This is a genomic window from Amedibacterium intestinale (genome assembly GCF_010537335.1).
In the GTDB taxonomy this organism is placed as follows: domain Bacteria; phylum Bacillota_I; class Bacilli_A; order Erysipelotrichales; family Erysipelotrichaceae; genus Amedibacterium; species Amedibacterium intestinale.
The window spans coordinates 2,286,573-2,309,656 of sequence record NZ_AP019711.1 but is presented as its reverse complement, the minus strand read 5'-3'; the positions used below and the strand labels follow the sequence as shown (position 1 = coordinate 2,309,656).

22 protein-coding genes and 1 other annotated feature are annotated in these 23,084 nt (G+C 36.4%); of the genes, 5 read left to right on the top strand and 17 right to left on the bottom strand.

Features of this window, described 5'->3' with window-relative positions:
- Window positions 1–12: 12 nt before the first annotated feature.
- The 13 genes from A9CBEGH2_RS11475 to secA all read right to left on the bottom strand — a co-directional run bounded on the left by A9CBEGH2_RS11475 (window position 13) and on the right by secA (window position 12,203).
- The gene (locus A9CBEGH2_RS11475) at window positions 13–612 is read right to left on the bottom strand and encodes a class I SAM-dependent methyltransferase (RefSeq protein ID WP_118276573.1); all 600 of its coding nucleotides are present in this window, start codon (window positions 610–612) and stop codon (window positions 13–15) included.
- 72 nt (window positions 613–684) lie between these two features.
- Window positions 685–1,053, bottom strand: a complete 369-nt coding sequence (rplL, locus tag A9CBEGH2_RS11470; protein WP_115715803.1) for a 50S ribosomal protein L7/L12 — start codon at window positions 1,051–1,053, stop codon at window positions 685–687.
- A 30-nt stretch (window positions 1,054–1,083) separates the two neighbouring features.
- A complete protein-coding gene (gene rplJ, locus A9CBEGH2_RS11465) occupies window positions 1,084–1,593 on the bottom strand; it encodes a 50S ribosomal protein L10 (protein ID WP_115715804.1) in 510 nt (169 codons plus the stop codon).
- 45 nt (window positions 1,594–1,638) lie between these two features.
- Window positions 1,639–1,765, bottom strand: a sequence feature (ribosomal protein L10 leader region).
- A gap of 32 nt (window positions 1,766–1,797) precedes the next feature.
- Window positions 1,798–2,484 carry a 50S ribosomal protein L1 gene (rplA, locus tag A9CBEGH2_RS11460; protein ID WP_115715805.1) on the bottom strand — a complete coding sequence of 229 codons (687 nt, stop codon included), beginning with the start codon at window positions 2,482–2,484 and terminating at the stop codon, window positions 1,798–1,800.
- A 21-nt stretch (window positions 2,485–2,505) separates the two neighbouring features.
- Window positions 2,506–2,922 carry a 50S ribosomal protein L11 gene (rplK, locus tag A9CBEGH2_RS11455; RefSeq protein WP_118276574.1) on the bottom strand — a complete coding sequence of 139 codons (417 nt, stop codon included), beginning with the start codon at window positions 2,920–2,922 and terminating at the stop codon, window positions 2,506–2,508.
- 189 nt (window positions 2,923–3,111) lie between these two features.
- Window positions 3,112–4,014, bottom strand: coding sequence for a permease-like cell division protein FtsX (gene ftsX, locus A9CBEGH2_RS11450; protein ID WP_118276575.1), 903 nt, complete (start codon window positions 4,012–4,014; stop codon window positions 3,112–3,114).
- Entirely contained in the window at window positions 4,007–4,696 is a 690-nt protein-coding gene (gene ftsE / locus A9CBEGH2_RS11445; RefSeq protein ID WP_118276576.1) for a cell division ATP-binding protein FtsE, read from the bottom strand. The genes ftsX (A9CBEGH2_RS11450) and ftsE (A9CBEGH2_RS11445) overlap by 8 nt, the downstream gene beginning before the upstream one ends.
- Window positions 4,697–4,719: 23 nt before the next feature.
- Window positions 4,720–6,099, bottom strand: a complete 1,380-nt coding sequence (locus tag A9CBEGH2_RS11440) for a murein hydrolase activator EnvC family protein (RefSeq protein WP_118276577.1) — start codon at window positions 6,097–6,099, stop codon at window positions 4,720–4,722.
- Complete coding sequence (gene ftsX / locus A9CBEGH2_RS11435) at window positions 6,096–6,989, bottom strand: permease-like cell division protein FtsX (RefSeq protein WP_115715810.1); 894 nt, start codon at window positions 6,987–6,989, stop codon at window positions 6,096–6,098. The genes A9CBEGH2_RS11440 and ftsX (A9CBEGH2_RS11435) overlap by 4 nt, the downstream gene beginning before the upstream one ends.
- Window positions 6,982–7,671 carry a cell division ATP-binding protein FtsE gene (gene ftsE, locus A9CBEGH2_RS11430; protein ID WP_115715811.1) on the bottom strand — a complete coding sequence of 230 codons (690 nt, stop codon included), beginning with the start codon at window positions 7,669–7,671 and terminating at the stop codon, window positions 6,982–6,984. The genes ftsX (A9CBEGH2_RS11435) and ftsE (A9CBEGH2_RS11430) overlap by 8 nt, the downstream gene beginning before the upstream one ends.
- Window positions 7,672–7,764: 93 nt before the next feature.
- Window positions 7,765–8,625 (bottom strand): YitT family protein, encoded by an 861-nt coding sequence (locus tag A9CBEGH2_RS11425; RefSeq protein WP_115715812.1) that lies wholly within the window; start codon window positions 8,623–8,625, stop codon window positions 7,765–7,767.
- Between the two features lie 124 nt (window positions 8,626–8,749).
- A protein-coding gene (prfB, locus tag A9CBEGH2_RS11420; RefSeq protein ID WP_115715813.1) for a peptide chain release factor 2 occupies window positions 8,750–9,851 on the bottom strand; the annotation gives its coding sequence in 2 pieces (ribosomal slippage) (window positions 8,750–9,778 and window positions 9,780–9,851; 1,101 coding nt in all).
- A 3-nt stretch (window positions 9,852–9,854) separates the two neighbouring features.
- Window positions 9,855–12,203: a preprotein translocase subunit SecA gene (secA, locus tag A9CBEGH2_RS11415; protein ID WP_115715814.1), complete on the bottom strand. Its 2,349-nt coding sequence runs from the start codon at window positions 12,201–12,203 to the stop codon at window positions 9,855–9,857.
- A 283-nt stretch (window positions 12,204–12,486) separates the two neighbouring features.
- Here secA and A9CBEGH2_RS11410 point away from each other — a divergent pair, with 283 nt between their 5' ends.
- A complete protein-coding gene (locus A9CBEGH2_RS11410; protein ID WP_118277053.1) occupies window positions 12,487–14,229 on the top strand; it encodes an IS1634 family transposase in 1,743 nt (580 codons plus the stop codon).
- Between the two features lie 349 nt (window positions 14,230–14,578).
- Here the strand turns inward: A9CBEGH2_RS11410 and A9CBEGH2_RS11405 are convergent, their stop codons facing one another.
- From A9CBEGH2_RS11405 to A9CBEGH2_RS11395, 3 genes are read right to left on the bottom strand one after another with little or no spacing between them, the layout of a single operon-like run.
- Complete coding sequence (locus tag A9CBEGH2_RS11405; RefSeq protein ID WP_115715815.1) at window positions 14,579–14,779, bottom strand: cold-shock protein; 201 nt, start codon at window positions 14,777–14,779, stop codon at window positions 14,579–14,581.
- 27 nt (window positions 14,780–14,806) lie between these two features.
- A complete protein-coding gene (locus A9CBEGH2_RS11400; protein WP_232057285.1) occupies window positions 14,807–15,457 on the bottom strand; it encodes a ComF family protein in 651 nt (216 codons plus the stop codon).
- Between the two features lie 8 nt (window positions 15,458–15,465).
- Window positions 15,466–16,614, bottom strand: coding sequence for a helicase-related protein (locus A9CBEGH2_RS11395; protein WP_115715816.1), 1,149 nt, complete (start codon window positions 16,612–16,614; stop codon window positions 15,466–15,468).
- Window positions 16,615–16,825: 211 nt separating this feature from the next.
- Between A9CBEGH2_RS11395 and A9CBEGH2_RS11390 the strand changes: the two genes are divergently transcribed.
- Complete coding sequence (locus A9CBEGH2_RS11390) at window positions 16,826–17,707, top strand: mechanosensitive ion channel family protein (RefSeq protein WP_174766928.1); 882 nt, start codon at window positions 16,826–16,828, stop codon at window positions 17,705–17,707.
- A gap of 71 nt (window positions 17,708–17,778) precedes the next feature.
- Here A9CBEGH2_RS11390 and galE read toward each other — a convergent pair whose 3' ends face one another.
- Window positions 17,779–18,786 (bottom strand): UDP-glucose 4-epimerase GalE, encoded by a 1,008-nt coding sequence (gene galE / locus A9CBEGH2_RS11385; protein ID WP_163104871.1) that lies wholly within the window; start codon window positions 18,784–18,786, stop codon window positions 17,779–17,781.
- A 229-nt stretch (window positions 18,787–19,015) separates the two neighbouring features.
- Between galE and A9CBEGH2_RS12775 the strand changes: the two genes are divergently transcribed.
- From A9CBEGH2_RS12775 to A9CBEGH2_RS11370, 3 genes are all read left to right on the top strand, one after another.
- Complete coding sequence (locus tag A9CBEGH2_RS12775; RefSeq protein WP_115715818.1) at window positions 19,016–20,920, top strand: acyl-CoA dehydrogenase family protein; 1,905 nt, start codon at window positions 19,016–19,018, stop codon at window positions 20,918–20,920.
- Between the two features lie 12 nt (window positions 20,921–20,932).
- Window positions 20,933–22,144 carry an FprA family A-type flavoprotein gene (locus A9CBEGH2_RS11375; protein ID WP_115715819.1) on the top strand — a complete coding sequence of 404 codons (1,212 nt, stop codon included), beginning with the start codon at window positions 20,933–20,935 and terminating at the stop codon, window positions 22,142–22,144.
- Window positions 22,145–22,220: 76 nt separating this feature from the next.
- Window positions 22,221–23,039, top strand: coding sequence for an EFR1 family ferrodoxin (locus A9CBEGH2_RS11370; protein WP_163104870.1), 819 nt, complete (start codon window positions 22,221–22,223; stop codon window positions 23,037–23,039).
- Window positions 23,040–23,084: the final 45 nt, after the last annotated feature.

The window sequence follows — 23,084 nt, the reverse complement described above, 5'->3', positions numbered from 1 at the left end:
AATGTCAAATTGTCAATATTTTTTCGCTTTTAATATAAAATATCCTTTTTCTTTATTCACAATGTCACAATTCCCAAAAATCTCATTTATTTTTTTTACTGCACTATTCGCTCCCTGCTGTTTACGAATAACGACCCATAAAGAGCCATCTTTACATAATCGCTCATACGCCTCTTCAAAAATTTTATAAATAACACTTTTCCCTGCTCGAATAGGTGGATTGGTAAGAATGTCTGTATAATCTTTCCCATCTACCTGCTCGTAAATATTTGATTCATGCGCATATACATCTACATTATTTCTTTGCGCATTCTCTTTTGCAAGCAAAACTGCACGTGGATTGACATCCACCATTTCTACTCTTTTATCTGGATATGTTTTTTTCACAATGATACCAATAGGTCCATAACCGCATCCAACATCTAAAATGCGATTTCCCATCTCTTCTCTTTTTAATAAAGTATCTAAAAATACTTTCGTACCAAAGTCTATATTATCTTTAGAGAACACACCGTTATCACTTATAAACGAATAGGTAATACACCAAAACCGGAAAGAAATCTCCTTCCGGTTTTCAGCTAAATGACGATTATCTGTGAAATAATGATTCATAGTTATCCCGCCTTTTTAAAGTAACAAAAAGCCCGAAGGCTTTTTGTGTTTGTATCAAATTTTAAAAGTTAATTATTTAACTTCTACGCTAGCACCAGCATCCATCAATTTTTTCTTGATTTCTTCTGCTTCTTCAGGGCTGATGTTTTCTTTGATTACGCTAGGAACTTTATCTACCATTCCTTTAGCTTCAACTAATCCTAAACCAGTGATTTCACGTACTGCTTTGATTACAGCAACTTTAGTTCCACCAACATCTGTTAAAGTAACAGTTACTTCGCTTGGACCAGCAGCAGCTTCTGGAGCAGCAGCAGCTACAGCAACTGGAGCAGCAGCAGTAACTCCGAATTTTTCTTCGATTGCTTTTACTAATTCGTTAAGTTCTAAGATTGTAGCTTCTTCTAAGTAAGCAAGAATTTCTTCATGTGTTAATTTAGCCATTTTTAATTTCCTCCTATGTTTAATAATCTGCTATTCAGCAGCAGCTTCGCTTCCTTCTTTATTGTCAGCAACAGCTTTAACAGCGCATGCAAATCCACGTACTGGAGACTGTAAGCAGCTCAGCAACATAGACAACATACCTTCGCGGTTTGGCAAGCTTGAAAGTTCTTTGATAACATTAACATCAACAACTTTACCTTCAACAATACCGCTTTTCAATACAAGTTTATCGTGGTCTTTCGCAAATTTAGCAAGTACACGTGCAGGAGCAACTGCATCGCTACCAAACGCAATTGCGTTAGGACCAGTCAAGTCTTTTAGCAAGTCGTTAGCACCAACTTCTTCCGCAGCGCGCTGAGCTAAAGAGTTTTTATAAACTTTGAACTCTACACCTTCTGCGCGAAGATCTCTACGTAGCTGAGTTACTTCCGCAACGCTTAGTCCACGGTATTCTACAACTACAGTTGAATCAGACTCTTTCATTTTCTGAGCAATTTCAGAAACGATCGCTTTTTTGTTTTCGATAATTGCCTGGTTCATTCTTCACACCTCCTACTTTATATATGTAACAATATACCTTTGAAGAGTGATATATAAAACACCCGCATACCTAGACAGTCTGCGGGCGAAAGAATATATGTTCTTACTTTCTACCTCGGTAACATGATTAAGCAATAGCCGTTACTGTCTATGGTATATTGATAACATCGAATATTTTAACCTGGTGATTTTTCTTTGTCAAGCTTATTTGACAATTTCTACATGGATTCCAGGACCCATTGTTGTAGAAAGTACAAGGTTCTTAATGAAAGCACCTTTTACTGCAGCTGGACGAGCTTTAACGATTGTGTTGTAGATAGCATTAAAGTTATCAACTAGTTTTTCATCATCGAAGCTAACTTTACCAATCATAAGATTGATGTTACCTTCTTTATCAACACGGTATTCAACTTTACCTTTTTTAATATCTTCAACAGCTTTTGCTACATCCATAGTAACTGTTCCAGTTTTAGGGTTTGGCATCAAACCTTTAGGTCCTAAAACACGTCCCAATTTACCAAGTTCACCCATCATGTTTGGAGTTGCAACGATAACATCGAAGTCAAACCAACCTTTCTGGATATCTTCTAATAATTCTTTACCACCTACAAAATCTGCACCAGCATCTTTTGCTTCCTGTTCTTTAGGTCCCTGTGTGATAACACATACACGCTGTGTTTTACCAGTACCATGTGGTAATACCATTGCTCCACGAATCTGCTGATCTGCATGACGTGGATCAACATTTAATTTAAAGCTAACTTCAACTGAAGCGTCAAATTTAGCTGTGTTTGTTTCTTTTGCTAATTTTACAGCTTCCGCTACTGAATAAGTTTTAGAGCGGTCGACTTTTTTAGCAGCTTCAGCATATTTTTTTCCTACTTTTGCCATAATCTCTTACCTCTCCTTTTCCTATTCAAAACCTTCTACTTCAACACCCATGTTTTTAGCTGTACCAGCAACAATACGCATAGCAGCTTCAACATCGTTAGCGTTCAAGTCAGGCATTTTGTATTCAGCGATTTCACGTAACTGATCAACTGTGATTTTACCGCAGATATCTTTCTGGTTTCCAGAAGCTTTTTTGATTCCAGCAGCTTTTTTGATCATGATTGCAGCTGGAGTTGTTTTTAATACGAAATCAAAACTTTTGTCTTCGTATGCAGTGATGATAACTGGTACCATATCTCCACCACGATCTTTTGTAGCATCATTAAATGCTGTACAGAACTGTGGCATATTGATTCCGGCAGATGCCAATGCTGGTCCCGGTCTAGCCCCTCCTGCAGGGAACTGAAGTTTACATACTTTTGCAACTTTCTTACTCACAAGACACACCTCCTATAATTGTTGTCTTATGCAGTGGTTTGACTGAAGGCGTTGCTCCTTCTCCCACGCATGAAAAACACCGCAATAATGCAGTTCTTATATAGAATAATACTTTTTAAACAGAAATGCAATACTTTTTTAATATTTTTTACATACCAAATGCAGCAGGGTAAAACCTGCTTCATCCATTTATCTTTTCCAACGTAAATATTTTCCCGTAGAGAAGAAACTTCCAATCAAGCCGACAAGCATTCCAAACAAAGTCAAAGCACCACATACCTGTGCCACAAATGGAACTGCTTCTTTTAAACTAAACATAGAGGTTACAAGCTGTCCACCCATCACTTCGTATAAATACGGATATCCAAAATACACAAACAAACATGGAAGAATGGAACCAAGAAGTCCAATTATCATACCTTCCAGCATAAAAGGAACTTTGATATACCAATTGGCTGCCCCAACATTTCGCATAATGGAAATCTCTGTATTTCTTGCATAAATGGTCATTTTTATCGTATTGGAAATCAGAAAGAGCGCCAGCAAAGTCAACAACAAAACACCAATGCTTCCACCTGTTCGAACCATATTTATGATTTGAACCATTTGTTTAACACTACTGCCCCCATATACCGCATCACTCACAAAGTCTAGTTTCTTAATCTCTTCTGTCACTTTTTCAACATTATCCGCATTATTTACATACACAAAGAAAGCATTGCTTAAAGGATTTTCTTTCCCTCTGTACATTTCAAGTTCTTCCCCGCGTTCTTTGATCATCAATTCCAATTCCGCATCTTTATCTGAAAATTTTACTCTGCGAACACCATTGATTTGTTTAATTTCCTGTTCTGCCTGCTCAATATCTTTTTGTTTTTCAATGTTTTCCTTCAATACAACATGTATGCTTACATCATTTTCAATGTTATTCGCAAAAAGCGATACATTACCTGCAATAATCAAAAATACCGCAAACAGCACCAAAGTTACCGTTACTGCACTAATGGCTGATAAAGACATTGCCAAGTGTCGAAATATACTTAAAAAAGCTGTTTTAATATGCTTAGGAAGAGCTCTGAAAAAACTAATCATGTTTTAAATAGCCTCCCTTCATAATATCTGCGACAACATATCCTTCTTCCAGACATATCGTACGTTTTTTATAACGATCAACAATCGTGCTGTCATGTGTAACCATAACAATCGTTGTATTTTCTACTTCATTGATTTTTTCCAGCAGTTCCATAATTTCCTTTGATTTCTGCGGGTCAAGATTTCCTGTTGGTTCATCCGCAATCAAAACTTTTGGATGATTCGCAATCGCACGTCCAATAGCTGCTCTTTGCTGCTGTCCACCACTTAATTCACTAGGAAATGATTTTGCTTTATCTTCCAGCGATACAAGTTCTAAAACTTCTCTTACACGACGTCGTATATCTACTTTTTTCATACCGATAACTTCCAAAGCAAATGCAATATTTTCAAATACTGTTAATCTTGGCAGCAAACGATAATCCTGAAAAACAACACCGATATTTCTTCGATAAATAGGGACTTTGGAATGTTTCAGTTTTCCAACATCTGTATTCTCCACCAGCACTCTTCCAGAAGTTGGAATTTCTTCCCCATCCAGCAATTTTATCATCGTAGATTTTCCACTTCCTGTAGGACCAATGATATATACAAACTCTCCATCTTCAATTGTTAAAGTTACATCCCTTAACGCATGCACGCCATTTTTATATTCTTTTGATATATTTTCTAAAACGATCATATTATTTCTCCTATTTGTTATCCCTAATACCCATAAATTTTTTCTGGATGCTCTCTGCAAGGAGCTCCTTTTACATCACAGATACCAGATAAACCTGTATTCCCCCAGCCATTTCCCCAGGAAAAATCAGCTGTAGCCTGAAATTGAGATACCGCCTGTGCAATGCTCATCTTTCCAAGATTAATAACTTCCAAATGGCAATGTGGTCCTGTTGTATTCCCTGTATTTCCACTTAACCCTAATAGCTGGCCTTTTTTTACACTCTGTCCTGCACGAACAGCAAAATTTTCCTGTGCCATATGGAAAAATGATAATGCATATGTAGTACCATTTGCCTGTGTCAGCATATGAATAGAATTTCCAGTACCCGAAGGATAGCCGGTCGTATTTCCGATATACCCGCTGTTTGTTGAAACTGGATTGTTGGCATATAAAATAATACCATTTCCAGGTGCATATATAGGAGTAAGCAGTGGAACTGCCACATCAAGTCCTAAATGAACAGAGCCATCTGGATAATAGAAACTATGTGCAGAAATAGAACCATTTACCGGTTTTGCCAATGTTGCATTGCCAGAAAAATCAAACCCGCTAGAAATAGAAATTATGTTATCCTGAATCGTCGATAAGTCTACTTTAACAGAACGCATTTTTTCATCCAGTGCTGCTTCCTGTTCCCTAAACTTTTTTATAAGTTCCTGTTTCTGTTTCTTTACCTGTTCTGCCTGTTTTTTCTGTTTTACATTATCTTCTTTTGTTTTTTCCTGTTCCTCTTTTAAACGTACCTGCTCTTTTTTCTGCAGATCCTGTTTTTCCTTTTCTTCTAAAATAATCTTAATTTCTTTTTGATCTGCTTCATCAATTCGTCTTAGTCCATCCATTTTACGAACCATATCTGTTAGATCTTGTGCCCCCATCACAATCTCCAAACTCATATTTGTACCAATATATGCCTGATCATCTTTCATACGGTCTTTGATGATCTTGTTTCTTTCATCAATTGATTTTTGCAGTTTTAAAATTTTTTCATCTAAGATTTTAATTTCACTATTGATTTTATTTATATTCGCTTCATTAATTTCAATTTTTTTATTAATGGATGCAATTAATTTTTCCTGTGTTTTTAGTGCACCATTTAACTTTTCAATATCATTTCCAATTTTATCAATTTGCCTATCTAAAGAACTGATTTCTTTTTTCAGCTCTTTTTCCTGTCCCGCATAATATTTTTTAAACGCTTCACAGGCTTGTGCACCTGACTGCGATGACTGTGCCGTTGAACAGCGATTGAGCCATTCTTCTTCATTTCCTTCAAAATCATATGCTTGAAGGATTGAAGCAGAAGGTGATACTGCAAACATAAAAACCAGAAACATCAATGCACCTAATTTCCATTTTTTCATCTTCGCCACCTCAAATATTTACTTGCTGCCAAAAAACTCCCAAACATTCCTACCAATGTTCCTGCTAAAAGCAATATTCCACCAATACCATAAGCAAAAGCAACTGGTTTTAATACAAACATATCTGATACAAAATAGCCATTTAACATTTGAAAAATCGAACTGTATGCAGCAATGCATATTGCTGCAGGAATCATAGAACCTATAAACCCGATCATCATTCCTTCAAATACAAAAGGCATACGAATATACCAGTTTTCTGCACCTACATTGCGCATAATGGAAATTTCATTCATACGTGTATAAATAGACATGCGAATCGTATGAGTTATTAGAAATAACGTTAATACACCTAAAGCCGCAATTACTGCCATAGCGCCATTTCTTACGATTTCAAATACAGAAATCAAATTTTCAATTGAAGCTCCTCCATAGTCCGCTTTCTCAATTCCATCCAAAGATTCAATTTTCTTTGCAATCATTTTTACATCTTCTGCCTTATATACTTCTACATCAAAAACATTTGGCATTGGATTTCTATCCTTATAACGTGAAAAAACCGCTCCATTATTTTCTATCAAAGCATTTAATTCATCTTCACTGCTGGAAAAAACAACTTGTTTTACCTGAGGAAAAGATGAAATTTCTTTTTCTAACTTTTCAATCTGCTCATCTTTTGTTAAAGAATCGATAGACACATGAATCTTTACTTCTTTTTCCACATTCTCTGTAAATGCATCGATATTCCCTCCAGCCAGCAGGAGTACTCCCATCAAAAGCATCGTAACCAAAATTGCAGAAATGCTGGAAATTGTCATAGCCATGTGACGATGTAAAGAAATACATGCTGTAACAAAATGTTTTGGAAGACTTTCGATAAACCTAATCATGTTTCAAATAACCGCCTTCCATCAAATCGGATACAATACAGCCTTCCTCCAAAGCAATCGTTCTTTTTTTATAAGTGTTTACTAAATCAGAATCATGTGTAACCATGACAATTGTTGTATTTTCTACTTCATTGATTTTTTCCAGCAGCTCAACAATTTCCTTTGATTTTTCCGGATCTAAATTTCCAGTAGGTTCATCCGCAATCAATACTTTTGGATGATTGGCAATTGCTCTTCCAATCGTTGCTCTTTGCTGCTGTCCTCCACTTAACTCACTAGGAAATGCTTTTGCTTTGTCTCGCAGATCCACAAGATCAAGCACTTCACGAACACGACGTCGAATTTCAATCTTACCCATTGCCAATATTTCCAAGGCAAAAGCGATATTTTCAAACACTGTCATTTTTGGAAGCAGGCGAAAATCCTGGAACACAACTCCTATATTTCTTCGATAAACAGGAACACGAGAATGTCGAAGCTTTCCTACATTAATATCATTCACAATTACCTGTCCTTCATTAGGCACTTCTTCTCCATCCAGCAGTTTGATCAGGGTAGATTTTCCACTTCCCGTAGGACCAATGACATAAACAAACTCTCCATCTTCTATTTGTAAATCTATATTACGAAGTGCATGGACTCCATTTTTATATGTTTTGCTTACATTTTTCAAGTGAATCATAAACGCACTCCTTCCTTGTTTTTACTTTTCCCATTATAGCATAAAAAAACCTGAACTCAAAAAAATTCAGGTTAGTAAATTCTTACAATTATATTATAAATGTTCTTTGTAGGTAAATCCTTCTCCATGCACTTCATTTACATCACTCATGATTACAAACGCTTCTGGATCCACCTGCAGAATAACTTTATTTAAAGCAGAAAGCTGCTTTTTTGCCACCACCATCATAATGACTGGTTTTTGTTCTCTTGTATAGCCGCCTTTTGCCTGCAAAATCGTTGCCCCGCGATTTACATTACTGTAAAGTTCCTGCAGCATTTCTTCATGCTTATCTGAAATGATCATAATGTTTTTTGCTTCCTGTATACCAAATGTCAAAACTTTATTGATAACCTGTCCACAAACAAACACCGATACAAGTCCAATCATCGCTGCCTCAATTCCATAGGTACTAGCCCCAAGAATAACCGTCATTCCATCAATGCACATAACCAATACTGGAAGTGGAATTTTTGTAAACTTATTAATAACCAGTGGAGGAATATCCATCCCTCCTGTACTTGCACCTACACGATATACAAGTCCTATTCCAACACCTGTACATACCCCTGCATAAATAGATCCAAGCAATGGATTCTGCGTAATCTGTACATCCCCAAGCACATTTGTAAGTAAAGTAATAAAAACTGGATAAATCAGTGTACTGATGATCGTTTTAAAGGCAAATTGTTTCCCTAAAAAACAAGCACCTACGACAAATAGCGCTACAGTTAAAAAGTTAATGACAAAAGTAGGCGGCAAATGGAAAATAGGCTGTACTGCCACCGAAATACCTGCAACTCCACCAGATAAAATATTTAATGGCAGAATAAACAAAGATACCCCAAGGGCTATCACAAAATTCCCTGCAACAACAAAGGCAAGAGATGAAACAAATTCTTTTGATTTTGACATACGTATCCTCCACACTTCCACAAAACATACGTATCGTATTATAACATTCCAAACGCAAAATGAAAAGATTCCATATATTTAAGAAATATATAAAAAAGAGGGTGAATTTCACCCCCAATTAGCGTTATTTTATCATTGATTTTAAATATGCATAGATAAAGTTATCTAAATCTCCATCCATGACACCTTGAATATCGCTTGTTTCCACATTGGTGCGATGATCTTTCACCATACTGTATGGATGAAATACATAACTTCGAATCTGAGAACCCCACTCGATCAGTTTCTGTTCTCCTTTAATTTCCGCAAGTTTTGCTTCCTGTTCTTCAATCATCTTCTGATACAAACGACTTTTCAATATACGCAAAGCCTCCTCGCGATTTTCATGCTGGCTTCTTCCGTTTTGACAAGTCGCAACAAGTCCTGTAGGTTTATGTACCATACGCACTGCAGAGTCTGTTTTGTTGATGTGCTGCCCTCCAGCTCCACTTGCTCGCTTTGTTTCCACAAGCAAATCTTCCGGTTTGATTTCAATTTCTATTTCGTTATTGAATTGTGGCATAACATCCAAAGACGCAAAAGAAGTATGTCTTCTTCCACCAGAATCAAAAGGTGATATGCGCACCAGACGATGTACGCCTTTTTCAGCTTTTAAATAACCGTATGCCATATCTCCCTCAACCATAAACGTAACCGATTTAATACCGGCTTCTTCTCCTGGAAGATAATCCAAAACGCTGACTTTAAAGCCTTTTTTCTCTGCCCATCTGGAATACATGCGATACAACATATCTGCCCAGTCACAAGATTCTGTTCCTCCTGCTCCTGGATGCAGTTCAAGAATCGCATTGGAATGATCATATTCATGAGATAAAAGAATTTGAATTTCAAAATCATCAAATGCCTTTGTCAATTCCTGATATTCTTCTTCCACCAGCATAAACAATTCTTCATCAAAATCATCTTTCAACATTTCTTCACTATCTTTTAAAGAATCCAGTGTTTTCTCTAAATGATCATAACTTTCCACAACTTCTTTTATGCTGTTTAGTTTTCGAATCGTATGCTGTGCAGCTTCTGGATCACTCCAGAAACTTTCTTCCATCGTTTTTGCGTTTAACTCTTCAATTTTATGTCTTTTTTCAGCTAAGTCAAAGAGACTCACCAAGAGAAGCTAGCTTCTCCTGATAAGTATTCACTCCTTGTCTAATTTCATAAAGTTCCATATTTTAAGCCTCAGTTTCTGTTCTTTGAATTTCTAATTTCATCGCAAAGAATACAACTTCACGTGCAATACGCTGCTGCATTTCTTCAAACATTTCATACCCTTCTTCAATATATGCCTGAAGTGGATTGTTTTGTGCATAAGCACGTAAATGAATTCCATTACGAAGTTTATCCATCATGTCAATATGTTCAATCCAGTTTCTATCCATGTTTCGAAGAACGATATTCTTTTCGAATCGTTTAAACTCTTCACGGAAATCTTTAATTTTATCATCATACAGCTGGAATAACTTTTCTGCACAGTAAGATGCTGTTTCATCACTGGATTTTCCACGAATTTCTTCCACTTTGATATTTTGTTCAGGTGTAACACCAAGCATTTCCAATCCCTGGATAACAGATTCATAGTCTACTTCATTATGTTTTGATGCATCAACATTAGCCATTACAACACTTTCCACAACACGATCCATCATATCACGAACGATACCATGTACATCTTCATTTTCCAACACATAGTTACGCTGTTCATACATAATTTCACGCTGTTTACGCAATACATCATCATAATCAAGCAGCTGTTTACGAACGTCATAGTTATATCCTTCTACACGTTTTTGTGCCTGTGTAATGGATTTTGTTACCATTTTAGATTCAATCTGTGCATCTCCCAAAGTTTCAAACAAGTTTTTAAATTTATCTCCACCAAAACGAATCATCAATTCATCCTGCAAAGAAACATAGAAACGAGAGAATCCAGGATCTCCCTGACGTCCACTACGTCCTCGTAACTGGTTGTCAATACGACGAGATTCATGACGTTCACTACCAAGCACTGCAAGCCCTCCAAGTGCCCTTGATTCTTCACTTAATTTAATGTCGGTACCACGCCCTGCCATATTGGTCGCAACTGTAACAGCTTTTACCTGTCCAGCTTTCGCAATGATTTCTGCTTCACGAGCATGGTTTTTCGCATTCAATACTTCATGAGGAATTTTTGCTTTCACAAGAAGATTATGCACAAGTTCACTAGCTTCTACCGAAATTGTACCAACCAATACCGGCTGCCCTTTATCATATAAACGTTTTACTTCTTCAATCAGCGCATTAAATTTTAAAGCTGGTTTTGCAAATATTGCATCTGGCAAATCCTGACGCTGCACAGGACGGTTTGTTGGAATTTCAATAACACGCATATTATAAATATCCAAGAATTCTTCTTCCTCTGTTTTTGCGGTACCTGTCATACCAGCCAGCTTGTCATATAAACGGAAGAAATTCTGATATGTAATTGTAGCCAATGTAGAAGTTTCTTCTTTGATAGGAACTCCTTCTTTTGCTTCAATCGCCTGATGCAAACCATCAGAATACGCACGTCCAGGCATTGTACGACCCGTGAAGGTATCAACGATAACGATTTCATCATCCTGCACAACATATTCTACTTCATTTTTCATAATATAATTTGCTTTTAAAGCCTGTGTAATATGATGTACAAGCTGTGTATGATCAACATCATACAAGTTATCCAATTTAAAGTAACGCTCTGCTTTTTCCACACCGGATTCTGTCAACATAATCTGTTTTGTCTTTTCATCAATTTCATATCCATCGCTTTTTAAACGTTTCGCAAAAGCATCTGCCTGCAAATACAGATTTGCTGTTTTCTTAGCTCCTCCACTAATAATTAATGGCGTTCTGGATTCATCGATCAAAATAGAGTCAACCTCATCGACAATTGCCACATGAAGTCCTCTCATAACACGATCTTTTACATCGGTTACCATGTTGTCACGTAAATAATCAAACCCTAATTCAGAGTTTGTCGTATACGTAATATCACATGCATAAGCTTCTCTTTTCTGGAAAGCAGACATTGCTCTTGCATTAAATCCAACACTTAAGCCAAGAAAGCGATAAATCTGCCCCATCCATTCAGCATCACGCTGAGCCAAATATTCATTGACTGTAACAACATGAACACCTTCTCCACTTAACGCATTCAAATATACACACATTGTAGATGTCAGGGTTTTTCCTTCCCCTGTTTTCATTTCCGCAATATCCCCTTCATGCATTGCCGCAGCACCCATGATCTGTACTTTATATGGATATTCTCCAATCGTACGTTTCGCTGCTTCTCTGGCAACCGCAAAAGCTTCTACTTTCAAATCATCTAAGCTTTCACCATTCTGATAGCGCTTTTTAAATTCATCTGTTTTTCCACGTAATTCATCATCACTTAAAGAAGCCATAGAATCAGCCAATGCCATAACTTCATCTGCTGTTTTCTCCAATCGATTTAAAATACGTTTTTCTCCACTGAACATACGTTCTAATAATCCAGCCATAAAGACCCTCCAATTTCTATATATGTATTACTATTCTTTTTACCCAGATAAGTGCATTATAACACATTCTTCCCCCATAAGCATATCCTAAATCATAAAAAAAGTCTGTCCCCCTTATTTGACAGACTTTCTTCTTTTCTCGGGAGTTTGACACATATAAAATTTCATAAATTTACTATGGCGCTTTAAACAGGCGCTTTTCTTTTACTTTTTTTGTCAAATTTTATGTTCTATTATGTGCTATATTGTGCTATATGTGTTATTATTATATTGGGTGATGAATATGTACGTTGCAATCAATGGCACTGGCAATTCCAAAAGCATTTATATTATGAGTTCTTATCGCAAAAACAATGGTAAAACTTCTAGTCGCATTTTTAGAAAGCTTGGTCGATTAAATGACCTGCTTCCTCAATTTGATAATAATGAAGAAAAATTATTGGAATGGGCTCGTTCTGAAGCTAAAAAGGACACTTTATCCCATCAACAGGATACTGCACCTGTTCTCATACCTTTCTCTAGCGACAAAAAAATCAAAAAAAATGAAGTTTTGTTATTTAATGTTGGCTACCTATTCCTTCAATCCATCTGTTCCAATCTTCATTTTGACAATATTTGTCGTAATATTAAGAATCATCATAAATTCGAATATGATATCCATCGCATCCTCTGCGATCTTGTCTACGCTCGTGTTCTATATCCTTCCAGTAAACGCTCTTCTTTCTCTTTCGCTCATTCTCTGCTGGAACAGCCAAAGTATAAATTACAGGATATCTATCGTTCCTTATCTATATTGGCCGAGGAATCTGATTACATACAGGCGGAAGTTTATCGAAATTCTAACTTTCTTCATAAAAGAAACACAAAAGTTCTTTATTATGACTGTACGAACTATTACTTTGAAATCGAACAAGAAGATGAACTTAAAAAATACGGAAAAAGCAAAGAACATCGTCCAAATCCTATCGTAGGCATGGGGTTATTCATGGATGGAGATGGTTTCCCTTTAGCTTTTGATATCTTTCCCGGAAATCAAAACGAACAGAAATCCTTGAAACCATTAGAACATAAAGTTATTCAGGATTTCGACTGTTCCGAATTCATCTACTGCTCAGACAGTGGACTGGCATCACAGAATAACAAACTGTTCAATGATATAGGAGGAAGATCCTATGTCATTACACAGTCATTAAAAAAATTAAAGAAAGAAGATAGAGATATCGCTTTAAATACGAAACAATATCGAAAAGTAGGAAGCAGCACATTCATTGATTTGAAAGATCTTGATGAAAATGACCCAGAGGTATATGAATCCATCTATTATAAAGAAGTACCTATAGAATCTAAAAAGATATCGGAAACTCTTATCGTTACCTATTCTCCAAAATATAAAGCTTATCAGGAAAAGATAAGACAAGGGCAGATAGACAGAGCAAAAAACATGATAAGTAAAAATGGAAAAATCAAAAAGAATAGAAAAAATCCGAATGATCCAAGCAGATTTACAAAGAGGACTTCCATCACAGCGAATGGAGAAGTAGCAGAAGAAGAAATCTACGAAATCGATCAGGAGGCTATAGATAAAGAAGCAATGTATGATGGTTTCTATGCGGTAAGCACAGATATGGAAGGTGATGTAGCGGAGATCATCGCTATCAACAAACGCAGATGGCAGATCGAAGAGTGCTTTAGAATAATGAAAACGGATTTTGATGCACGACCAATCTATCTGCAAAGAGAAGACAGGATCAAAGCGCATTTCCTGATTTGTTTCTTGTCCCTTCTGATATATCGAATATTAGAATATAAATTAGAGAAAAAATATACATCTGAACAAATAATAGATACATTGAGAAAGATGAACGTAACAAAATTAAAAGAAGGATTAGGATATATACCTTCTTACACACGAACAGATTTAACAGATTTACTGCATGAGTTGTTTGGTTTTGAAACAGACAGAGAAATAATAAAACGATCCACAATGAGAAATATTATCAAATACACAAAAGAACATCATATATAGCACAATTCGTTACAAAGACAAAAAGTGCAAAAAAGCTTAATTCTAAAGTCTTTAATGCACTTTTTTCGCTTTCTAACTGTCAAAGACGAGATTATAACACATTCTTCCCCCATAAGCATATCCTAAATCATAAAAAAAGTCTGTCCCCCTTATTTGACAGACTTTCTTCTTTTCTCTCCATTGGTTTTGCCTGTATATACAAATTTGTATACTCTCCCTTTTTGTTCTTAGAAAGTTTCCTGCAACAGAGTGAAATATAGGGTTTCCCTACGTATTTTATTATAAAATCTTTTTTAAGACATTACAAGAAGTTGTTTAAAAATACAAGACATTTCGTTTTAAAAACGAGTTAATTTATTTTCTCTACATTTCTTGCCTGTATACCTTTTTCAGATTCTACAACATCAAAATTCACTTCTTCACCTTCTGTTAAAGTTTTATAACCATCTTGCAAGATATGAGAATAATGTACAAAGACATCCTTTCCATTTTCATCACTAATAAATCCATATCCTTTTTCTGTGTTAAACCATTTTACTTTACCTTTCATACGATAACCACCTTCCTAAAGTACACATCAAAGTATAGAGAAGCTTCCCTTTCTAAGCAAACCTTTTTCATCGCAGGATTCGACAAACAAAGGGTGTGCACAAAGCACTAAGGCTTCTACTTTCAACTTATGCTCTTTCAGTAAATGATATGCACTTAAAAGTGTAGAACCACTCGTGCATACATCATCTACCAAAAGAAGCTTTCTGCCTGGCAGAGTTTCATTTTCTTTTCTTTTTATTACCTGGGAAATAAATTGGCGATTTTCAAATGACTGCATCGATTGTTTCGTATTGTTTACCTTATAAAAAGGCTCCCATATGGCAAGAGGACAATTCTTCAACATTTCCCTTACTGGAAGAAATCCTCTTTCCAGCATCTTCTCTTTGCTGGAGGGCATTAAAACAATTACATGATGTCGAAATTTGCTGGAAAGTTTTGTTAGAAACGGCTGGAAAAATACGTTTGCCAGCGCGATATCTCTTCCTTCTTTGTATTGAAACAGCATACTTTCTAAAAAATCATTGTACTCATACAAAATATGTAATGGCATATCTTCCAGTTTGGTCTTCACATTTAAAAACTTCAACTGTTCTTTACACCCTCCACACAATGCCTCACTTTCTTGAAAATACTGAAAGAAATTTTGTTTATAGTCAAGTTCCTTATGACACAGCAAACAATACTTCATCCTGTTTCGTTCATTTTCTGAATGGCAGAAACACACTGTTCGATGTCTTTTGTTTTCTTTGCGCATAAAAACCACCCCTCTCCTGTTGGCATTTCTATGTTTCTTCCCACTCTTCCTACCATTTGTATAAGACTTGCCTGTGAAAACACGGCATGATCTGCCTGCAAGATGACGATATAGATTCCTTTAATTGTAATTCCTCTTTCTAAAATGGTTGTACTTATCAAAAAGGAATATTTCTTCTCATGAAACTCATCAATTACCTTTTCTTTATCCTTTGTCTTTGAAGTAAATACTGCACATTTAAAAAGCAAGCGCAAGCCTAGATACAATTTATTTGCCAATGCAATCGTTGGCACAAACACCAATGTCTGTATTCCTCTTTTTCTTTGTTTTTGTAAGAAATGAATCAGAAAACAAAGCTGCAATGCAAATGACAAACATACAACCTGTGGCACAATCAAAGGATATCCATGCGGTCTTTGAAACAATTCCACTAATCCTAATGTTCCTTCTTCCACTTTCTTCAACATGTTTTCATCTGGTGTAGCCGTTAACATCAGCTTTTCTCCTACACACGCCTGCATCGCAATGGCCTCTAACAACTCGTTATCTCGATAAGGAAACGCATCCACCTCATCCATAATCAACAAATCAAAACAGTAAGGATAACGGTATAGCTGGTGCATCGTACATACGATCAAATCCCCATCGGTAACATCTGTAAATCCTTCACAAACCGCAACAACATGCAAACTGGAAAATGCCTGCTGCATACGTTCTTTAATTTCCAGTACCACCTGTCTTCTCGATATCGCAAAACCAACCTTCTTTCCCTGACGCAAATAATACTGAATCGCATCCATCGTTAATTCTGTTTTCCCAGCACCACATGCGGCATACACAAGCACATCTTTTTTCTGTTTCAAAAAGGACATAATCTTGGAAACTGCCTGTTTCTGTAAAGGAGTTAAAGGATATTTTAAAGAATACGAACAATCGATTTTCCTTTTTCTATACGTTTTCGCTTCTACACCCTTTCCCACATCCACTCTTCCAAACGCAATACACTTTCGACAATACCATGTCGTTCCATCCAAATAAAAATAAGCCAGATCTTCATTTCCGCAGCGAGAACATCGCACTTTACCACCTTCCACTATCTATATACGATAGAAAAAGGTAAAAATACAAAAAACATCCGCATTTTTTCAAATATTTTCTATACATTCCCCATAATCACTTTCTTGAAAAGAAATCTGCGTCAAAAAAACACCAGTCCTTCCTTTAAATCATGAACGCATTTGGATTTTTACCAGATAATCTGTATAATAAAAGAAAGGATGTGAAGATAACATGAATATAGATCTTATCGATCAAATAAACAATTGGGGTAAAAATTCCTTTTTGAAATACGGACTCATTGAAACGATTATCAATATTGGTCTCATACTGATTCTTGCCTTTATCGTAAGTAAACTTTTAAAAAAATTCATCCATCGCCATTACAAAGGAAATAAGCTTTTTATACTTCGTTTAAAAAACATTCTCGTATACAGTTTTGCGATTTATGGATGTTTAAATCAGTTTCTGCCTTTTTCTGATATTACAAAAATACTGGCGGCAAGTACCGGAATCGTTACCTTGGCTCTTGGGTTAGCTGCACAGGATGCGGTTGGAAATTTTGTCAATGGTATGATGATTGCCATGTTTAAACCCTTTAAAATTGGAGATTTAATACGTATTGATTCAGAAAATATCATTGGAACAGTTGTGGATATTTCTTTACGGCATACGATCATTCAAACGTATGAGAATACACGTGTCATCATCCCAAACTCTACCATGAACAAAGCTATTCTTGAAAATATCAGTACAACAAACAATCGCAAAGCAAATTTCCTGGAACTTGATATTAGTTATGAAAGCGACGTAGATAAAGCTATGGATATCATTAAAGAAGAAATCTTGCGGCATCCAAATTTTTTAGATGTTCGTACACAAGAAGAAAAAAACAACCATATCCCTCCTGTAATTACGCGTATTACCGGTTTTTTGGATAGTTCTGTACACCTAAAAACAACGATTTATTCAAAAAATAATGCGGAAGGTTTTGCCATGCTATGCGACTTGCGATACGCAATAAAAAAACGATTTGATAAAGAAGGCATTGAATTTCCTTACCCACATCGAACGATTACATACAAAGAAGAAGTTACAAAAAGCGATGCAGAATAATGCATCGTCTCCCTTATCTGTATACCTTTCTCCCACAAAAAAACCTGTAGAATTTCTTCCACAGGCTACTCTTATTTTTGTTTTTCCATCTGTAAGAAATGCCAGCTGTCTTTGCACATTTCTTCCAGATTTTTTTCTGCTTTCCACCCAAGTTCCTTTTCTGCTTTTTCTGTACTTGCATAACATGTCGCAATATCTCCAGGTCTTCTTGGATCGATTTGATAAGGCACTTCGATATCATTTACTCTCGCAAATGTATTTACAACATCCAATACACTGCTTCCTTTTCCAGTACCAAGATTATATGCTTCAACACCGATATGTTCTACTGTCTTCTGCACAGCATTTACATGTCCTTTAGCCAAATCTACCACATGGATATAATCACGTACCCCTGTTCCATCTGGTGTATCATAATCATTTCCATAAACATGCAGGATCGGCAATTCTTTGTTCGCAACTTTTACGATATACGGCATTAAGTTGTTTGGAATATCATTTGGACTTTCTCCCAGCAATCCACTTTCATGTGCTCCAATTGGGTTGAAATAACGCAACAATACAATATCCCATTCTTCATCTGCTGTATGCAAATCTGTTAAGATCTGTTCAATCATCAGTTTTGTAGAACCATAAGGGTTTGTTGTTGGTCCAAGTGGCATATCTTCTGTATAAGGAGCCACATTATTACCTCCATACACTGTCGCACTAGATGAAAATACCAGCTTTTTACAGTTATGTGCTGCCATCACCTTACATAAAGCAAGTGTACTCATCAGGTTATTTTCATAATATTTTAAAGGCAGTTTTACAGATTCTCCTACTGCTTTGTAACCTGCAAAATGAATGACCGCATCGATTTTATGATGGCTGAAAATTTCTTCTAAAGCATCTTCATCACAGCAGTCTTTTTTATAAAAAGCGACTTCTTTACCAGTAATTTTTCTAATCTTTTCAACAACATCTGCTTTTGAATTATATAAATTATCAATAATTACAACTTCATGTCCAGCATTTAACAGCTCTACTACCGTATGACTTCCGATAAAACCTGTTCCACCAGTAACCAAAATTTTCATTCTGTCTTCCTCCTAAAGTTTTTTCAACGCTTTCATTATATCACAGCAGACATACGAAAACTATTTCTTTTACAGGAAAGCACATGAAATATAAAAAATATTTGTTTATTTCTCAAAAATTTATAAAATTTTATGAGCATATCATTTGTGTAAGCGTTTTCTAAAGAGTACAATGGTCTTAGATATAAGCCATAATGTATACAATACAACAACTGGCAAGGAGGGAATCATGAAGTTTACTACAACAAAAGAACAAGAAGAGTTTCGAATGAAAGTCCGTCATTTTGCGGAAGAAGAAGTAAAACCAATCGCTTTTTTGCTGGATAAGGAAAATCAATTTCCACAAGAAGCCGTTAAGAAAATGGGAGAGCTTGGTTTTATGGGAATCCCCTATCCAAAAGAATATGGCGGAGCTGGGATGGATGTCATCAGCTATGCAATTGCGGTAGAAGAATTATCTCGTGTAGATGGTGGTACCGGCGTTATCTTATCTGCCCATGTATCTTTGGGAAGCTGGCCTATTTTTGCGTATGGTACAGAAGAACAGAAACAAAAATATCTCATACCTCTTGCGAAAGGGGAAAAAATCGGTGCGTTTGGATTAACGGAACCAAATGCTGGAAGCGATGCTGGTGGAACTGAAACAACCGCTGTTTTAGAAGGTGATCATTATGTATTAAACGGCGGCAAGATATTTATAACAAACGCTCCTTATGCGGATACCTATGTGGTTTTCGCATCAACAAATCCAGAGGAAGGAACTCGTGGTATCAGTGCCTTTATTGTGGAAAAAGGAATGGAAGGATTTACATATGGAGATCATTATGACAAACTGGGAATTCGATCTTCTTCCACAGCAGAACTAATTTTCAATAATGTACGTGTACCAAAAGAAAATCTGCTTGGAAAAGAAGGTCAGGGATTTAAGATTGCGATGGCTACTTTAGATGGTGGCCGTATCGGTATCGCATCTCAGGCCCTGGGAATTGCACAGGGTGCTTATGAACATGCTTTGGAATATGCAAAAGAGCGTGTACAGTTTGGAAAACCAATTGCCCAGCAGCAAGTCATCAGCTTTAAACTTGCAGATATGGCAACCAAACTTCGCTGTGCAAGATTTTTGATTTACAGTGCAGCGGAATTAAAGGAACACCATGAACCTTATGGAATGGAATCTGCCATGGCAAAACAATATGCAAGTGATATTGGATTGGAAGTTGTCAACGATGCATTGCAGATTTTTGGTGGAAGCGGCTATTTGAAAGGTATGGAAGTAGAACGTGCTTATCGTGATATGAAAATTTGTACGATTTATGAAGGCACAAATGAAATTCAGCGTGTTGTTATTGCCTCTCATATTATTGGAAAAGCACCTAAAAAAGCATCCGCAAAGAAAAAACCAAAAGCAATTACCGGTGAGCGCAAGAAAATGATTTTTAGAGATGGAACTGCAAAAGAACAGGTAGATAAACTTGTAGAAGCTTTAAAGAAAGATGGTTATGATTTCAGTGTTGGTATTCCAATGGATACACCAATTGCGAATGCAGAACGTGTTGTCAGTGCTGGAAAAGGAATTGGCGAAAAAGAAAATATGAAGTTAATTGAAGAGCTGGCAAAACAGGCAGGGGCTGCGATCGGTTCTTCTCGTCCAGTTGCGGAAACTTTAAAATATGTACCAATCAATCGCTATGTTGGTATGAGCGGACAAAAATTCACAGGAAACTTATATATCGCATGTGGAATTTCTGGTGCAGGTCAGCACTTAAAAGGCATCAAAGATGCAACGACAATTGTTGCCATCAACAACAACCCAAATGCGCCAATCTTTAAAAATGCAGATTATGGAATCGTTGGCGATGTCCTAGAAATCTTGCCATTATTAGCTGCTGCCTTAGACAATGGAAAACCGAAAAAACCGGCACCTCCTATGAAGAAAATGAAACGTCCATTTATTTTAAAAGATGCACCTGGTTATCCACGCTATGTATGCAGCGGATGCGGTTATGAATATGATAAAGACTTTGGTGATGAAGCAAGTGATGTTGCACCAGGTACCCCATTTGAAAAACTGCCGGAAGATTGGATTTGTCCGGATTGCGGTGAAGAAAAAGAACACTTCATCGAAATTGAATAAGGAGGAAACACTATGCACTGTGTAAGAAATGTATGTGATGATTTATATTGGATTGGTGGAAATGATCATCGCTTGGCTTTATTTGAAAATATCCACCCAATTCCAAGAGGAGTTTCCTATAATTCCTATCTTCTAATGGATGAAAAAACCGTTTTATTTGATACGGTAGATTGGGATGTATGCCGTCAGTTTTTAGAAAATATGGAGTATGTCCTAAATGGAAGAACACTTGATTATATGATTATTAACCACATGGAACCCGATCATGGTGCCAGCATTGAAGAAGTACTGTTACGCTATCCAGATGTAAAAATCATCAGTACCGAAAAATCCTTTTTACTGATGCATCAGTTTGGATTTGATGTTGATGGACGCATGATCGAAGTAAAAGAAGGCGATACAATGAATTTTGGTAAACATACCATTGCCTTTGTGGAAGCTCCAATGGTGCATTGGCCAGAAGCTATGGTTAGCTTTGACACAACAAATGGTGTTTTATTCTCCGCAGACGCCTTTGGTTCTTTTGGGGCATTAGATGGAAAACTGTTTAATGATGAAGTAAACTTTGATCGTGACTGGCTAGATGATGCTCGCCGCTATTATACAAACATTGTTGGAAAATACGGACCTCATGTACAGCACCTGTTAAAGAAAGCCGCAACCTTGGATATTAAGATGATCTGTCCTTTACATGGACCCGTTTGGAGAACAGATTTAGGCTATATTTTAGACAAATATCATAAATGGAGCACGTATGAGCCTGAAGAACAAGGGGTTATGATTGCCTATGCTTCCATGTATGGAAATACAGAATCGGCAGCACAGGTACTTGCGGCAAAACTGGTGGAAAAAGGAGTCCATAATGTCGTTGTACACGATGTATCCAATACCCATGTTTCCCAACTCATTGCGGATACATTTAAATACAGTCATATCGTTCTTGCATCGGTAACCTATAATTTAGGAATTTATCCAGTTATGCATGATTATTTACTGCATGCGAAAGCATTAAATGTACAAAAACGAATTGTCGGACTAATTGAAAATGGTTCCTGGGCACCAAAATCTGGTTCTTTAATGAAAGCCTTCCTTGATGATGAAATGAAACAGATGAGTGTTTTAAACAGTGAAGTCTCTATGGTATCCGCCTTACGTGATACAAATGAAAATGAAATGGATGGACTTGTAGAAGGAATTCTTGATTCATTAAAAAAGAATAATTAACAAATACGAAAACACCTATAGATCATTCTCATAGGTGTTTTATCATATGAAAACTGTATACAATACGGAGGTAATTATGAAGCCAAAACGTATATGGAAGATTTGGTTTTCTCCAACAGGAGGAACAAAAACAATTGTTTCTACAATTGCAGATACCTTATCCCAGCAATTTCAATCCCCTCTTGAAAGCTATGACTTTACATTATTAAAAAATCGTCACACCTTTCCAGAACTAAATGAAAATGATTTAGTTATCTTTGGCACCAGCGTAATTGCGGGCAGAATCCCTAATGTTTTATTGCCATATTTAAAAACCATAAAGGGAAATCATTCCCTTGCAGTTCCTGTAGTTTCATTTGGAAATCGAAATTATGATGATGCCTTAATTGAACTTCGAAATCTATTAGAAAATGCTTCTTTTCAATGCATTGGTGCAGGTGCTTTTATTAGCGAACATGCTTTTTCTACGACCCTTGCGAAACATCGTCCTGATGAAGAGGATATAAAGACATTAAAAGAATTTGCGTATCTTTTGTATCAAAAAATAGAAGGCACAGAGGAATTCCTGCACCCTGTCTATGTAAATGGTCAAACACCTTTACGACCTTATTATATGCCACAAGATCGAAACCACAATCCGATCAACATTCTTAAGGTAAAACCTGTAACAAGTGATACTTGTGTACAATGTGGAATTTGTGCCAATGTATGCCCTATGGAAACAATTAGCTTTAAAGATGCTAGAGTATGTCAGGGTATCTGCATTAAATGCAATGCATGTGTAAAAGCATGTCCTTATCATGCGAAATCATTTATTGATGAAGGATATCTTTATCATAAGGAAGAATTAGAAATTGAATACGCGAATCGAAAACAGCCAGAATATTTCCTATAGATGGCTTTACATACGATTCGTACTTCAAGGATCAAATAACCAAAA